We start from the raw sequence: 14,419 nt of genomic DNA on the forward strand, positions 1-14,419 counted from the left end.
GTCAAGCCCGGCCATGACGGCGAAGGATCAGGGCCCGACCATCCGCTCCGCCTTCGGCGGCAGGAACTTTGCCGTGAAGACCTTGTCCGGCGCGGGCGCCGCGGGCAGGCCGAAGGCTTCGGCGACGTCCTTCACCGAGCGGGCGAAGCGTGCCGGATCGACATCGCCCATGCCGTTCGCCTTCACGAAGGGCGTGAGCACGTTCATCCTCAACGACATGTCGAGACGCTCGGTCTCCAGCTTCTCGTCGATCAGCGGATCGCGCTTCTTGGCGGCGGCGATGCCGATCGCGGGGTTCGCCGCGACCTCCTTCCAGGCCTTGGCGGTGGCACGCAGGAACCCCGTCACGACCTCCGGCTTGGCGGCCAGCGCCGGCGAGACGATGATGCCGTTGCCGTAAACATCCATCTTGTAATCGGAGTAGTTGAAGGAGACGACGTCCTCCGGCTTCACGCCGCGCGCCTTCAGGTCGAGGATCGACGAGAAATAATGGCCGGAGATGAAATCGACCGTGCCCTGCACCAGCGATTGCTCGCGCAGTTGCGGGGTCAGGTTGACATGCTGGACTGAGGCCGCGTCGATGCCGTTCTTCTTGGCGAAGGCCGGGAACAGCCGGAAAGAAGCGTCGAAGACCGGCGCGCCGAGCTTCTTGCCGGCGAGGTCCGTCGGCTTGGCGATGCCGCTCTTCTTCAGCGCGTGGACACCGAACGGCGGGAAGTCATAGGCCATGAAGACGCAGAGGATTTCCTTGCCGGCATTTTTGGCGTTGTACTCGATCAGCGAGTTCACGTCGGCGAAGCCGATATCGTAGGCGCCGGTGGCGACGCGCTGCACCGCGCCGGCCGAGCCCTGGCCGGGGTCCATGGTCACGTCCAGCCCCTCGGCCTTGTAATAGCCCTTGTCGAGCGCGACGAGGAACGGCGAGGTCGGACCCTGGAATACCCAATCCAGCGTGAACTTGAGCGGCGTCTGGGCAGCGGCTGGCAGCGCCCCCGTCATCGCCACGGCTCCGGCCAAGGCCAGCGCCGCGAGCGCGCGTCGCGTCGGCCCCTTGTCACGCTTGCACGCACGACCTGACAGCATCCGCCTCATGCCGATCATAGCAGCCAATCCCTCATGTTCTCGTTATGAGGCAAAGGCTAGAGACGCCGTGAAAAGCGGTCAATCGAGCGAGCGCGTCATCCTGCCATATCTTTGAGCAGCGACCTCCGGCGAACGCCTTGCGCGGTGCAGGCTGCCGCTCGGAGGATCAGGCTCCCGGCCGGTGACTCAATCCGAGGCGAGCACGGCGCCAGGATTGAGGATTCCCTTCGGATCGAGCGTCTTCTTCAGCGTCCGCATCAGGTCGAGCTCGACCGGATCCTTCACACCCGGCAGCAGGTCGCGCTTCAGGCGGCCGATGCCGTGCTCGGCCGAGATCGAGCCGTGCAGTTCGGCGACGATGGCGTGGACCGCCTCGTTCATCTCGCTCCAGCGCGCGAGGAAGCCGGCCTTGTCGGCGCCGAGCGGCTGGCTGACGTTGAAATGGATGTTGCCGTCGCCGAGATGGCCGAAGGGCACGGGCCGGCAGCCCGGCACCATCGCCTCCACCGTCGCGATGGCCCGCGCCAGGAACTCCGGTGTCGCATGTATCGGCACGGAGACATCGTGCTTGATCGAGCCGCCCTCATAGGTCTGCACCTCCGAGAGCATCTCGCGCAGCTTCCAGAAATCGGCGCGCTGTGTCAGCGAGCCGGCCAAGGCCGCATCGGTGACGATGCCCTTCTCCAGGGCCTCGCCGAGGAAGGCCTCGACATGCTCGTCGAGCCCCGAGGCCTGCTGGGCCGAGATTTCCATCAGCACATACCAGGGCGAGAGCTCGGAAAGCGGATCGCGCGTGCCGGAAGCATGGCGCAGGACGAAATCCATGCCGATGCGCGGCATCAGTTCGAAGGTGGTGAGCATGCCGCCGGCGCCGGCCTTGGCGGCGTTCAGCAACTCGAGCGCCGCTGCCGGATCGGGCACGGCGAGGAAGGCGGTCGCACGCGCCGCCGGCGCGGGGAAGAGCTTGAGCACGGCGGCGGTGATGATGCCGAGCGTGCCTTCGGCGCCGATGAAGAGGTTCTTCAGGTCGTAGCCGGTATTGTCCTTGCGGAGCTGGCGCAGGCCGTTCCAGATGCGGCCGTCCGGCAGCACGACCTCCAGCCCCATGCAGAGCTCCCTAGCATTGCCATAGGCCAGAACGGCGGTGCCGCCGGCATTGGTCGAGAGGTTGCCGCCAATGGTGCAGGACCCTTCCGAGGCCAGCGAGAGCGGGAAGAGCCGACCGGCGGCCTCCGCCGCATCCTGCGCGCGCTTCAGCGTGACGCCGGCCTCGACGATCATCGTGTCGCCATCGGTATCGACGGCGCGGACCTTGTCGAGGCGCTGCAGCGAGAGGATAATTTCCCTGCCCTCGGAAATCGGGATCTGGCCGCCGACGAGGCCGGTATTGCCGCCCTGCGGCACCAGCACCGTGCCGGTCTCGGCCGCGAGCTTAACCAGCTCCGCGACCTCGGCGGTCGAGCCGGGGCGGGCGATGCCTCGCGCCTTGCCGCGGAAGAGATCGCGCCATTCCTTGAGATAGGGCACCATCGCGTCGGCATCGGTGATGATGTTCTTGCTGCCTACGATTCCGGCCATGCGATCGAGAATTGCGCTCATCCTGAAGCCCTGCCCTCAAAAACGGTTTCGAACCCTCAGCCCTCATCCTGAGGAGCAGGCCGGAGGCCTGCGTCTCGAAGGATGCTCCAGATGGTTCCGGAGCCTCCTGGAACATCCTTCGAGACGCCCCTGACGCGGCTCCTCAGGATGAGGCCTATGGTTCGAGCCGGTTATCCCTTCCTGCCCCGCCGGAACACGCCGACGAGCTCGACATGAGCGGAATAGCGGAACTGGTCGACCGGCGTCACGGCCTCCAGCGCATAGCCACCCGCAACGAGGGTCGCAGCGTCGCGGGCGAAGCTCGCCGCATCGCAGGAGACGTAGATCACGTCCCTGACCTTCGAGGCCGCCAGCCGCCTGACCTGCGCCTCCGCGCCGGCGCGGGGCGGATCGAGCACGATCACGTCGAAGCCGTTGAGCTCGTGCTCCAGCAGCGGGCGGCGGAACAGGTCGCGCGTCTCGGTCGCGATCGGCTTCAGGCCCTGCGTCGCACCGGCGCCCTTGGCGAGCGCCAGCATCGCCGCCTTATCGCTCTCGATGGCCAGCACCTGCATGTGCTCGGCCAGCCGGAAGCTGAACGGGCCGCAGCCGGCGAAGAGATCGGCCGCGCGCTTGCCCTTGGGCAGAGCCGCCGTGACGAGCCCGGCCAGTACCTCCTCGCCCGCGGCCGTCGCCTGCAGGAAGCCGCCCGCGGCCGGCGCGACCAGCGCCTTGCCCATGCGCTGCAAGGGCGGACGGCGCTCGACGACGATCTCGCCATGGTTCGAAAGCCGGGCGAGATCGAGCCGTTCGGCGAGCTGCGTCAGAGCGAGCCGCAGCTTGTCGCCGAGCGGGCCATGGCCGCGGATATCGACATCGAGCCCGGCTTCCGAGGCGGTGACCTGGATATCGAGCGGCTTGTTGGCGCCGCCCATGCGGTTCGCCAGCATCAGGGCGACGGCGGGCGCGCGATCGAGCCCCGGCGCCAGCACCGGGCAGGCCTCGACCGAAATCAGGTCATGGCTGCGCGCCGCCATGAAACCGACGACCATCGCCTCGCCCTGACGGCGGGCATGGAAGGTGACGCGGCGACGGCCCGCGCCATGAGCATCGACGAGATCGGCGACCGGCGCCTCGATGCCGGCGCGGCTCAGCGCGGTCACGACCTGCTGTCGCTTCCAATCGCGATAGAGGCCGGGCGCCATGTGCTGGGCGGCACAGCCGCCGCAACGGGTGAAGAGCGGGCAGATCGCGGCGATGCGCGACTCGGAAGGCGCGATGATCTCGACGAGCTGGCCGCGCTCGCCATCGACCACGGCGCGCACGGTCTCGCCCGGCAGAGTATAGGGAATGAAGACGCTGCCGGAGGCGGCCTGCACGATGCCGTCGCCCTTCTGGCCGAGGCGATCGACAGTCAGGATTTCGTTCATGGCGAGCCTCGGAGAAGAATCGTCTCCGGCTTGCTGTTTGGCGACTGGCATTGTTCCGAACTCGGGGCGCAGAGCCCGCTTACTGATGACCGCTGAGAGGCTTTCGCCTATCAGGTCGGAGAGACATTGGGAAATCCGGCCATGACTATCCGCAACAGCGTCATCGAAGCGATCGGCAATACCCCGCTCATCAAGCTCGAACGCGCCTCTGCCGAGACCGGCTGCGCCATCCTCGGCAAGGCCGAGTTCATGAATCCCGGCCAGTCGGTGAAGGACCGCGCCGCGCTCGCCATCATCCGCGATGCCGAGGCGAAGGGGCAGTTGAAGCCGGGCGGCGTCATCGTCGAGGGAACGGCGGGCAATACCGGCATCGGCATCGCGCTCGTCGGCAATGCGCTGGGCTATCGCTCGGTGATCGTCATCCCGGAGACGCAGAGCCAGGAAAAGAAGGACATGCTGCGACTGGCCGGCGCGACGCTGGTCGAGGTGCCGGCCGCGCCCTATGCCAATCCGAACAACTACGTGAAGGTCTCCGGCCGCCTCGCCGAGGAACTGGCGAGGACGGAGCCCAACGGCGCGATCTGGGCCAACCAGTTCGACAATGTCGCGAACCGGCAGGGCCATATCGACACGACTGGCCCGGAAATCTGGGAACAGACCGCGGGCCAGGTCGACGGCTTCATCTGCGCGGTCGGCTCAGGGGGAACGCTGGCCGGTGTCGGCATGGCGCTGAAGGCGCGCAATCCCCAGGTGACGATCGGCCTCGCCGACCCGATGGGCGCGGCGCTCTATTCCTACTACACGAACGGCGTGCTCAGATCCGAGGGCTCCTCGATCACCGAGGGCATCGGCCAGGGCCGGATCACCGCCAATCTGGTCGATGCACCGGTCGATATCGCCTTCCAGATCCCGGATGCGGAAGCGGTGCAGATCGTGTTCGACCTGCTGGAGCAGGAGGGCCTGTGCCTCGGCGGCTCGTCCGGCATCAATGTCGCCGGCGCGATCCGGCTGGCGCAGCAGATGGGGCCGGGCCACACCATCGTGACGGTGCTCTGCGACTACGGCACGCGCTACCAGTCTAAGCTGTTCAACCCGGACTTCCTGCGCGCGAAGAACCTGCCGGTTCCCGGCTGGCTGGAGCGCGACGGCTCGGCGCTGAAACAGGTCGTCGGCAGGGTGATGGCCTGAGGCCGCCGCCGCGCCTTGCCGGAAAAGTGATTTCCTCGGAGATCGAACGGTTCTAGCCTGCACTCCGATGATCCAGCGATCGGCGAGGTGATCGCATGTCAGTCTCGGAAGTCCGACTCAGCCCCTCCGTCACTCGGGAAACGGTGTACGCCGCCCTGCCGCCCGAACCGGACCACCTGCAGCAGGATGGCGTCGTCGCGTCCGGCGTCTATGTCCATGGCGTGCGCGTCGCCGACATCCCGGTCACCGAAGCCGGCGAATGGGCGCGCAAGGACGACCATGTCGTCTGGATCGGGCTTTGCGAGCCGGAGCCTTCGCTGCTGCGCTGCGTGCAGCAGCAGTTCAACCTGCATCCGCTCGCGGTCGAGGACGCCACCAACGCGCATCAGCGGCCGAAGCTCGAGCAATATGGCGACGCGCTCTTCGTCGTCGCCCGCACCGCCCAGTTGATCGACGGGCGCATCGCCTTCGGCGAGACGCATATCTTCGTCGGGCGCGGCTATATCGTCAGCGTCCGGCACGGTGCTTCGACCTCGTACAAATCGGTGCGGCAGCACTGGGAGACCTGCCCGACCTCGCTGGCGAAGGGCGAGGATTTCATCCTCTACGCGATCCTCGATTTCATCGTCGACAACTACATGCCAGTCTTGGAAGCGATCCATGACGAGGTCGAGGAGATCGAGGACAAGATCCTGGCCAAGCCGATGGCGCGCTCCGATATCGAGCGGCTCTACATGCTCCGGCGCGACCTGCTGCGCCTGCGCAACGCGGTCGCGCCCCTGGTCGATGTCTGCCAGCGCCTGATGAACGGCACCGTGCCGCAGGTCCGGCCGACGCTGGCGCCGATGTTCCGCGACGTGACCGACCATGTCCGCACCGTGCAGGAGAAGATCGACAGCCTGCGCGAGGTGCTGGCCTTCGCCTTCGAGGCGAGCCTGCTCGTCGGACAGAGCCAGGAAAGCCTGATCACCAAGCGCCTGGCGTCCTGGGCCGCCATCCTGGCCGTCCCGACCGCGCTCGCGGGCATCTACGGCATGAACTTCAAGAACATGCCGGAACTGGAGATGCCCTACGGCTATTACGCCGTGATCGGCGTGATCGTGACATCCTGCGCCGTCCTCTACTGGCGCTTCAAACGGAACGGCTGGCTTTAGAGCCTCTCGCAAAACCCGGTGGGGTCTCTCGATGGGCTTTGTTTGAGGCTCTCAGAGCGGCCAGACCAGCAGGATCATCGGCACCGCGAGCAGGATGACCAGCAGGGAAAGCGGCGCGCCGAGCCGCGCATAGTCGCTGAAGCGATAGCCGCCCGGCCCCATCACCAGCGTGTTGCACTGGTGGCCGATCGGGGTGAGGAAGTCGCAGGCCGCGCCGATCGCCACCGCCATCAGGAAGGCATCGGGATTGTAGCCGAGGTTCTTCGCAAAGCCCGCGCCGATCGGCGCCATGACGAGCACGGTCGCGGCATTGTTGAGGAAGGGCGTCACCGCCATGGCCGCGACGAGAATGAGCGCCACGGAGGCCCAGCCCGGCAAGCTGCCGCCGACCATGGCAAGCCATGAGGCGAAGAGTTCGGTCGTGCCGGTCGTCCGCAGCGAATCGGACACCGGGATCAGCGCCGCCAGCATGAGCAGGATCGGCGCATCGATATTGTTGTAGGCCTCGCGCAGGGGCACGCAGCGAAAGGCGATCAGCAGCACGGCCGCGGCGAAGAAGACGAGCGGAACGGGAGCGAGCCCCGCAGCGAGCGCGACGATGGTCGCCAGCGTGATCGTCACGGTGAGCACGACGCGGCGGGTGGAGCCGAGCCTCACGAAGCGATCGGCCAAGGGCAGCAGGTTGAGTTCGGACAGTCTTTCCGGAAGCTGCTTCTCTTCGCCCTGGATGACGACGATGTCACCGGCCCGCAGGCGGATGTCGCGGAGCCGCTGCGTGAAGCGCTCACCCGAACGGCTGATCGCGATCATGTTGACGCCGAAGCGGCTGTGCAGGGCGATATCGCCGGCGGACTGCCCGATCAGTGTCGAATCCGGGCCGATGATCGCCTCGGCGATGCGATCGGGATCGAGCGTATCCTCCTTCTGGGTCGGACGGTCCTTGCCGGTGAGATCGAGCCCACCTTCCGCGACGACCCGTTCCAGAACGGCGGCGTCGCCGCGCAGAAGCAGGATGTCGCCGGCCTTGAGCGAGGCATCGGGCAGCGGTGCCTGGACGCGGCGCTCGTTACGCAGGATCGAGACGATCTCGATGGCGTCGCCGCCGATCGCCTTCAGGTCGGCGACCGTCTTGCCCGCAAGCGGCGACTTCTCGCGCAGCGTGGCCTCGGTCAGGTAGTCCTTGATGTCGATCGCCTGATCGAGCGAGACCGCGCCGCGGCGATCGCGCGGCAGGAGGCGATAGCCGACGCTGAGGAAGAGGCAGCCGGCCACGGCCACGACGATGCCGACCGGCGCGAAATCGAACATGCGGAAGGGCTCCCCGCCGAGCTCCTGCCGGACGCGGGCGACGATGACGTTCGGCGAGGTGCCGACCAGCGTGACGATACCGCCGAGCAGCGAAGCAAAGGCCATCGGCATCAGGAAGACGGAGGGCGATTTCCCGCTCTTGCGGGCGAGCTGATAGGCGATCGGCAGCATCATCGCGAGCGCGCCGATGTTCTTGATGATCGCCGACATCACGGCGACGACGAAGACGAGCAGCGGCAGTTGCAACTGCGTCGAGGTCAGGCCCGAACCCAGCTTCGAGAACAGCCGTTCGATGATGCGCGAGCGTGCCACGGCGGCGCTCAGCACCAAGGCGCTGCCGACGATGATGACGATATCGTCGGAGAAGCCCTTGAAGGCCTCGGTCGCCGGCACCAGCCCGAGCAGGACGGCGAGCATCAGCGCCAGCATCGCGACGATGTCGTAACGCAGCCGGCCCCACAGGAAGGCGGCCATCATGCCGGCGACGAGAAGGACGGAGAGAATCTGCGGCTGGGTCATCCGGCCTTCATCGTATCGCGCACGGCTTTCGCCTCACAGCCACTTCTTCCAGCGGAAGAACAGATAGGGCAGCACGGCAAAGAGGATCATCAGCCCCACCGCCATGGGATAGCCCCACTGCCACTCCAACTCCGGCATCGTCCTGAAGTTCATGCCGTAGATCGAGGCGATCAGCGTCGGCGGCATCAGCGCCACCGAGACGACCGAGAAGAGCTTGATGATCTTGTTCTGCTCGATCGAGACCAGGCCAAGCGTGGCGTCCATCATGAATTGCAGCTTGTTGGACAGGAAGGCGGCGTGCTCCTCGATCGCCTGCACGTCGCGCACGGCGGAACGCCACTCGGCCGAGAAGCCGGTCTGCGCCTTCTTCGGCCGCGTATAGTTGGCGGAGAGGAAAAGCAGCACCCGCTCGACCGAGACCATGCTCTCGCGGACATTGGAGATGATGTGCTCGTACTGGCCGATCTTCTGGATCACAACCTGATAGACGCCGCCGCGCTCGACATCCTGGCCGCGCCCGGCGAAAACCCGGCGCGAGGCGATGTCGATCCTGTCGCCGACGCCGCGCAGCACCTCGGCGGCCCGGTCGACGATCGCCTCGATCAGCCCGTCCAGCACCGCTTCCGGCTGCTGGCCGCAGCCGCCGGGCTTGGTCGCGCGGTTGAGGAAGATGTTGAAGGCGCCCGGCTCGTCATAGCGCACCGTCACGAGCGCCTTGTCGGTCAGGATGAAGGTAACGTCCGCCAGCAGCGGGACGATGGTATCCGACTGGCAGATGATCCGCGCCGTCATGTAGCGCGCGCCGTTCTCGGTATAGATGATCTCGGAAGGCTCGAGATCATGCATCTCCTCGCGCGTCGGGATCGAGATTCCCAAATGCTTCTCGACCCGCCTGTCCTCCTCCGGCGTCGGATTGAGCAGGTCGATCCAGACGACGTCCTCGGGAAAATCCCCGTAGGCGTCGAGTGCGCCGAGGCGAAGCTTGTCGCGCGAATCGGGGCATGTGCCGTGAATGGTCAGCATGAGCGCGAATCTCGCTTCACGGCCGGGATGGAGACGGGCAGGAACTCCGATATCGGGCGCGTGTCAAACCGATGACGGCCGCCGCGCACAACGCCAACGAGCAAGCGCGGGAACCGCTCTCCTGTAAGGAGAGGGGGTCGGGGCGAGGTGTCGGCCGTTGGACCAGTTGCGTGTTGGCCTTACGGCAGCAGCGGTCAGATCACGGCAAAACGTCCAACGGCCTACCCCTCACCCTGCCCTCTCCCTCCAGGAAAGGGTTCCCCGCGCTCTTTTTGGATCGGCGTCGCGATCACACCCCGCCCTTGACGCCCTGCGGCGGCAGGCTGTCGGCCGGCACGAAGAAATCCGGCATCAGCGGCACCGACGGATCGACGCGGTACGGGCTGAAATCGGTGACGCCCTCGCCGGCCATGAAGCTGTCGTCGATCAGGAAATTGCCGGAGAATTCGCGGGACGGCTTCGAGAAGATCATATAGGCGGCGTCGGCGAGGATTTCCGGCGTGCGGCTGGCCTGCACCATCTTGTCGCCGCCGAGCAGGTTCTGGACGGCCGCGGTCGCGATCGTCGTGCGCGGCCAGAGCGCGTTGACCGCGATGCCCTGGCGCGCCAGCTCGCCGGCAAGGCCGAGCACGCACAGGCTCATGCCGTATTTGGCGATGGAATAGGCCAGATGCGGCGCGAACCACTGCGTCTTCATGTCGAGCGGCGGCGAGAGCATCAGGATGTGGGGGTTCGCAGCCTTCTCGAGATGCGGAATGGCGTATTTCGAGACCATGAAGGTGCCGCGCGTGTTGATCTGATGCATCAGATCGAAGCGCTTCATGTCGGTCATCTGGGTGTTGGTGAGCTGGATCGCGCTGGCATTGTTCACGACGATGTCGATGCCGCCGAAGGTCTCGGCGGTCCTGGCGACCGCCTCGGCCACGCTCTGCTCGTCGCGGACATCGACCATCAGGGGCAGGCACTTGCCGCCCGCCGCTTCGATCTCGGCGGCGGAGGTGTAGATCGTGCCCGGCAGCTTGGGATGCGGCTCGGCCGTCTTGGCCGCGATGGTGACATTGGCGCCGTCCTTCGCCGCTCGGAGCGCGATGGCGAGACCGATGCCGCGCGAGCCGCCGGTGATGAAAAGCGTCTTACCCTTGAGCGACATCGCCGCCTCCCTGTTCGTTATCGATGACGTAGCGGGCCGGCTGCGAGCCGTCCCGATCGGTGAAGCCATAGGCGCGCGCGAGATCGGCAACGTGGAGCACCTTGCCAGCATGTCGCGCGACATCTGGATCGGCAGCGAGGGCCGCGACAGCGCGGCCGGCATAGAGCGGGGTTTCGGTGGTCTCGGCGGCCAGGCCCGCGTCGCGGACGCGCTCGGTCAGGACATGGCCGGGCGAGAGGCCGAGCGCGGTGACGCCGAAGGGCTTCAGCTCTTCGGCCATCGCAAAGCTCAGGCGGTTCATCGCCGCCTTGGCGAGGTCGTAGAAGACATCGCCGAGATAGGCGCCGCCCATGTCGAAACTCACAGTGACGATGAGGCCCGAGCGCATCTGCACCATGGCCGGCGCGACCGCCCGCACCAGCAGGAGCTGCGCATAGACGCCGCTCTCGAAGCTCTCGCCCAGCCGTGCCGCCGGACGGCGCCAGAACGGCGTGCCGAAGCCGGAGCCGTCGGGATAGCGTTCGCCGTCATAGCCTTCATTGCCGCCCCAGACCGCGTCGACGACGCAGTCGAGCCGGCCGAAGCGGCGCAGGGCCCAGGCGACGAGCCCGTCGACATCGCGCTCGCTGGTATGGTCGCAGCGATAGGGATAGCCCTTGCCCCCGGCCGCCTCGACCTCGCGGGCCGCGTCCTCGAAAGTCTCAAGGCGCTGGTCGGTGCGCGGTCCAGCCTCGCTGGAGCGGCCGGTGACGATAACCGTCGCACCGGCCTCGCCCAGCGCCCTGGCGATGCCGCGGCCCACCCCGCGCGAGGCGCCGGCGACGAGGCAGATGCGGCCGGAGAGAGGCGGCTGCGCCGTCTCGTTCACGCGGCGAAGACCGCGGCCGCGTCGGCGATGGCGCCGGCGCCTTCCGTCACCGCGAGTTCAAGCGCGGGAGCCTCGGTCGCGATGCATTCGGCATAGAAGCGGGCGGTGGCGAGATCGGCCGTGCCCTCGGCTTCCGAGCGGGTGGCGAGGGCCTTCTTCGCCAAGCCCGTGCCGCCCTGCGCCAGCGCGAAGAGCTTGAGATAGGGCGTCGCGCCGGCCAGCGCGTCCGCCAGCTTGCTGCCCAGCGTCGCCAGCATCCACTCCGTCGCGCGCTCCAGCGCATCGACGGCGGCGCCGAGGCGGGCGGCGGCGTGGCCGAAGCCCGGATCATTGGCGCGCTCGACCTCGGCGACGATGCCGCGCATCTCGGCGATCAGCGCCTGGACCGCATCGCCCTGCGACAGCGGCAGCTTGCGGGTGACGAGATCGATCGCCTGGATGCCGTTGGTGCCTTCGTAGATCGCGGCGATACGGGCATCGCGCAGGTGCTGGGCGGCGCCGGTCTCCTCGACGAAGCCCATGCCGCCATGAACCTGCACGCCGGTCGAGGCGACGTCGATGCCGATATCGGTGGCATAGGCCTTGGCGATCGGCGTCAGGATCGCAGCGCGCTCGGACGCCGCCCTGCGCCTGGCCTCGTCGGTCTCGCGATGCGAGCGGTCGAGCGCCTCGGCGACCTGATAGGAAATGGCGCGGGCGCCCTGCGTCTTGGCGCGCATGTCCATCAGCATGCGGCGCACGTCCGGATGGACGATGATCGGGCTCATCGGCGCACCCTTGGGCGCATCGAGCGCCGCGCCCTGCTTGCGCTCCTGGGCAAAGGCGAGCGCCTGCTGATAGGCGCGCTCGGCGATGGCGACACCCTGCAAGGCGACGTTGAGGCGCGCATTGTTCATCATCGTGAACATGCAGGCGAGGCCGCGATTCTCCTCGCCGATCAGCCAGCCGATGGCGCCGTCATTGTCGCCGAAGGCCATCGAGCAGGTCGGCGAGGCATGGATGCCGAGCTTGTGCTCGATGCCGGAGCAGCGCAGGTCGTTGCGCTGCGCAAGCGATCCATCGGCATTGACGAGGAACTTCGGCACGAGGAAGAGCGAGATGCCGCGCGTGCCGGGAGGGGCATCGGGCAGGCGCGCCAGCACCAGGTGGATGATGTTCCCGGTCAGATCGTGCTCGCCATAAGTGATGAAGATCTTCTGGCCGGTGATGCGATAGGTGCCGTCCCCGACGCGCTCGGCCTTGCTGCGCAGCGCGTTGAGATCGGAGCCGGCCTGCGGCTCGGTCAGGTTCATGGTGCCCATCCACTCGCCGGAGACGAGCTTGGCGAGATAGGTCTCCTTGAGATAGTCGGAGCCGTGCGCATGGAGCGCCTCGATCGCGCCGACCGTCAGCAACGGGCCGAGCGCGAAGGCGAAGGCCGCCGAATTCCACATCTCGATGCAGGCCGATTGCAGCAGCGTCGGCAGGCCCTGCCCGCCATAGGCTTCCGGCGCCGGCAGCGCGTTCCAGCCGGCCTCGGCCCAGGCCTTGTAGGCCTCCTTCCAGCCCGGCGGCGTGGTGACGGCACCGTCCTTCAGCTTCGAGCCGTTGAGATCGCCGACGCGGTTGAGCGGCGCGATCACGTCGTTGGCGAATTTCGCGGCCTCGTCGAGCACGGCTTCCGCCACGCCGCCTTCGAGTTCCGGCACCAGCCCGTCGGCGATCAGCATGTCGAGACCCGCGACATGGCGCATGGTGGAGAGCATGTCCGAAACCGGGGCGCGATAGCTCATAGGTCGTCTCCCTGAGGCCGGCATTTGCCCGCGAAGGCAGCCGCAGCCTGCATTTGCCGTTGCCGCGATGGTAGCGAGGAACTATCGCCTAAGCCACGCGCAAGCGAGCGCGACCTTCGTCCCGTGCCGCGCCCATCAGTTAGTTTATATATAAACCATCATCGGTCAATCGCATCGTGAACCAGCCCGCGCCTCCTCCTCGCCAGACGAAGCTCCTCGCCGCCGATGCCTCCGGCATCGGCGAAGCGGCTGAGCTGCTGCGGGCGGGCTGCCTCGTCGCGATGCCCACCGAGACGGTCTACGGACTCGCGGCCGATGCGACCTCGGGCACAGCGGTTGCCGGCATCTACGCCGCCAAGGAGCGGCCGAGCTTCAACCCGCTGATCTCGCACCTGCCCGATCTGGCTAGCGCGCGCCGGCAGGGCCTGTTCGATGCGAATGCGCTGGCGCTGGCACAAGCCTTCTGGCCGGGGCCGTTGACGCTGGTCGTGCCGGCCTCGTCCGGATGCACCGTGAGCGATCTGGCGCGGGCGGGGCTGCCTTCGGTCGCCTTGCGTGTTCCGGCTCATCCGGTCGCACATGCCGTGCTGGAAGCGGCCGGGCGGCCGATAGCGGCGCCCTCGGCCAATCGCTCCGGCCGGATCAGCGCGACCAGCGCCGCGCACGTGATGGCCGATCTCGAGGGGCGTATCGATGCCGTTCTCGATGCGGGCCCGACCGAGGTCGGCGTCGAATCGACCATCGTCGCCTGCCTCGACGGCGCGCCCCGTCTGCTGCGCCCCGGCGGCGTGCCGCGCGAGGCGATCGAGCGGGTCATCGGCCGGCCGCTGGTGATCGCAGGCGATGCCGGCCACGCGCCGATCTCGCCCGGCATGCTCGCCTCGCATTATGCGCCGGCGGCGCGGGTCAGGCTCGACGCGAAAGCGCCGGAGGACGGCGAAGCCTGGCTCGGCTTCGGTCCCGAGGCGCACGAGCACCCGGCCTCGCTCAATCTCAGCCCGAGCGGCGACCTGCGCGAGGCTGCCGCTCATCTCTTCGGCCATATGCGCCGGCTCGACGAAATGGGGCGGAGGACCATCGCGGTCGCCCGCATTCCCGAGCATGGGCTGGGCGAGGCGATCAACGACCGTTTGCGGCGCGCGGCCGCGCCGCGCTGAAGGTTTCACAGCCCTCATCCTGAGGAGCGAGCCAAAGGCTCGCGTCTCGAAGGATGCTCCGGGAGGCTCCGGCGACATCTGGAGCATCCTTCGAGACGCCGCTTCGCGGCTCCTCAGGACGAGGGCTTGGATACGATCCGCTCTCTCGGATTTGAATTCCTCCAGCTTGCATCACTGCAAGATATCGGC

General features: G+C 67.2%; 11 protein-coding genes. 3 read left to right on the forward strand and 8 right to left on the reverse strand.

The window, feature by feature from the left end:
• Window positions 1-27 precede the first annotated feature (27 nt).
• From OCUBac02_RS17980 to OCUBac02_RS17990, 3 genes are all read right to left on the reverse strand, one after another.
• The gene (locus OCUBac02_RS17980) at window positions 28-999 is read right to left on the reverse strand and encodes an ABC transporter substrate-binding protein (protein ID WP_197933277.1); all 972 of its coding nucleotides are present in this window, start codon (window positions 997-999) and stop codon (window positions 28-30) included.
• A gap of 270 nt (window positions 1,000-1,269) precedes the next feature.
• Complete coding sequence (locus OCUBac02_RS17985) at window positions 1,270-2,682, reverse strand: FAD-binding oxidoreductase (protein WP_173047584.1); 1,413 nt, start codon at window positions 2,680-2,682, stop codon at window positions 1,270-1,272.
• A 170-nt stretch (window positions 2,683-2,852) separates the two neighbouring features.
• The gene (locus tag OCUBac02_RS17990; RefSeq protein WP_173047586.1) at window positions 2,853-4,091 is read right to left on the reverse strand and encodes a class I SAM-dependent RNA methyltransferase; all 1,239 of its coding nucleotides are present in this window, start codon (window positions 4,089-4,091) and stop codon (window positions 2,853-2,855) included.
• A gap of 141 nt (window positions 4,092-4,232) precedes the next feature.
• Between OCUBac02_RS17990 and OCUBac02_RS17995 the strand changes: the two genes are divergently transcribed.
• Both OCUBac02_RS17995 and corA read left to right on the forward strand, forming a co-directional pair.
• Entirely contained in the window at window positions 4,233-5,279 is a 1,047-nt protein-coding gene (locus tag OCUBac02_RS17995) for a cysteine synthase A (protein WP_173047588.1), read from the forward strand.
• Between the two features lie 143 nt (window positions 5,280-5,422).
• On the forward strand, window positions 5,423-6,433 hold the full coding sequence (corA, locus tag OCUBac02_RS18000) for a magnesium/cobalt transporter CorA (protein ID WP_244638973.1): 1,011 nt from the start codon (window positions 5,423-5,425) through the stop codon (window positions 6,431-6,433).
• 51 nt (window positions 6,434-6,484) lie between these two features.
• Here the strand turns inward: corA and OCUBac02_RS18005 are convergent, their stop codons facing one another.
• The 5 genes from OCUBac02_RS18005 to OCUBac02_RS18025 all read right to left on the reverse strand — a co-directional run bounded on the left by OCUBac02_RS18005 (window position 6,485) and on the right by OCUBac02_RS18025 (window position 13,073).
• Window positions 6,485-8,260 carry an SLC13 family permease gene (locus OCUBac02_RS18005; protein ID WP_173047592.1) on the reverse strand — a complete coding sequence of 592 codons (1,776 nt, stop codon included), beginning with the start codon at window positions 8,258-8,260 and terminating at the stop codon, window positions 6,485-6,487.
• A gap of 33 nt (window positions 8,261-8,293) precedes the next feature.
• Window positions 8,294-9,283 carry a magnesium transporter CorA family protein gene (locus OCUBac02_RS18010; RefSeq protein ID WP_047579355.1) on the reverse strand — a complete coding sequence of 330 codons (990 nt, stop codon included), beginning with the start codon at window positions 9,281-9,283 and terminating at the stop codon, window positions 8,294-8,296.
• A gap of 289 nt (window positions 9,284-9,572) precedes the next feature.
• Window positions 9,573-10,433: an SDR family oxidoreductase gene (locus OCUBac02_RS18015; protein WP_173047594.1), complete on the reverse strand. Its 861-nt coding sequence runs from the start codon at window positions 10,431-10,433 to the stop codon at window positions 9,573-9,575.
• The gene (locus OCUBac02_RS18020) at window positions 10,417-11,301 is read right to left on the reverse strand and encodes an SDR family NAD(P)-dependent oxidoreductase (RefSeq protein WP_173047596.1); all 885 of its coding nucleotides are present in this window, start codon (window positions 11,299-11,301) and stop codon (window positions 10,417-10,419) included. The genes OCUBac02_RS18015 and OCUBac02_RS18020 overlap by 17 nt, the downstream gene beginning before the upstream one ends.
• Entirely contained in the window at window positions 11,298-13,073 is a 1,776-nt protein-coding gene (locus tag OCUBac02_RS18025) for an acyl-CoA dehydrogenase family protein (RefSeq protein ID WP_173047598.1), read from the reverse strand. The genes OCUBac02_RS18020 and OCUBac02_RS18025 overlap by 4 nt, the downstream gene beginning before the upstream one ends.
• A 176-nt stretch (window positions 13,074-13,249) precedes the next feature.
• Here OCUBac02_RS18025 and OCUBac02_RS18030 point away from each other — a divergent pair, with 176 nt between their 5' ends.
• Window positions 13,250-14,230: an L-threonylcarbamoyladenylate synthase gene (locus OCUBac02_RS18030; protein ID WP_173047600.1), complete on the forward strand. Its 981-nt coding sequence runs from the start codon at window positions 13,250-13,252 to the stop codon at window positions 14,228-14,230.
• Window positions 14,231-14,419 lie beyond the last annotated feature (189 nt).

This window comes from Bosea sp. ANAM02, assembly GCF_011764485.1.
Taxonomy (GTDB): domain Bacteria; phylum Pseudomonadota; class Alphaproteobacteria; order Rhizobiales; family Beijerinckiaceae; genus Allobosea.